The 747-nt window shown below is 52.3% G+C and carries 1 protein-coding gene; it reads left to right on the plus strand.

Features of this window, described 5'->3' with window-relative positions; all coding sequences use genetic code 11:
* The first annotated feature begins 63 nt into the window (after window positions 1-63).
* The gene (locus RUMCAL_RS01820) at window positions 64-639 is read left to right on the plus strand and encodes a phosphatase PAP2 family protein (RefSeq protein WP_021680730.1); all 576 of its coding nucleotides are present in this window, start codon (window positions 64-66) and stop codon (window positions 637-639) included.
* Window positions 640-747 lie beyond the last annotated feature (108 nt).

The following is a 747-nucleotide window of genomic DNA, read 5'->3' on the forward strand; positions in this document are numbered from 1 at the left end:
ATCTGTCGCACAATCTTTGTGCGGTATTGCCTATAGGCAGAATCAACGATAGGAGTGAGGCGTATGCGGCATCGGATACAGCACTGGGAACAGCAGACGCTGCTGTGGTTTCAGGAACGGCTGCGGCGTGCATGGCTGACAGCGGCGATGAAAACGGCAACATTTTTGGGAAACGGTGGAATCCTCTGGCTGACGGCGTGTGCCTGCCTGCTGTTTCGCCAGCAGACAAGGCGTGCTTCTCTGACGGCGTTGCTGTCACTGGTGTTTTCTGCATTGGTCTGCAATGCTTTCTTGAAAAATCTGGTGGAGCGTGCCAGACCGTTTGACAAGATTCCAAGCCTGCAATTCCTAATTCGGAAACCTCACGATTTTTCATTTCCCTCTGGTCATACGTCCAGCTCGTTTGCAGTAGCGACTGTGTTTCTGGCAATGCTGCCCCTGTGGGTAGGTGTTGCGGCACTGACAATTGCTGTGCTCATCGCTTTTTCCCGTATGTATCTGGGTGTGCACTATCCGTCAGATGTGCTGTGCGGTGCAGTGCTGGGAGTGCTGTTCGGATTGGCAGCCTTGGCAGTGATGCCGCTGCTGCTTCGCATCAGCTGGCTGCCGGAAGCAGTGCGTACCTGGGTTGGGGCATAAACTGAACGCTTTTTCATTTTCGAATAAAACAGCGGATACCCGTTTTCGAATCGGGTACCCGCTGTTTTTTTCTGTATTTTAAGGCAATACCGCACAAAGATTGTGCGA

It is taken from the genome of Ruminococcus callidus ATCC 27760 (genome assembly GCF_000468015.1).
In the GTDB taxonomy this organism is placed as follows: domain Bacteria; phylum Bacillota; class Clostridia; order Oscillospirales; family Ruminococcaceae; genus Ruminococcus_C; species Ruminococcus_C callidus.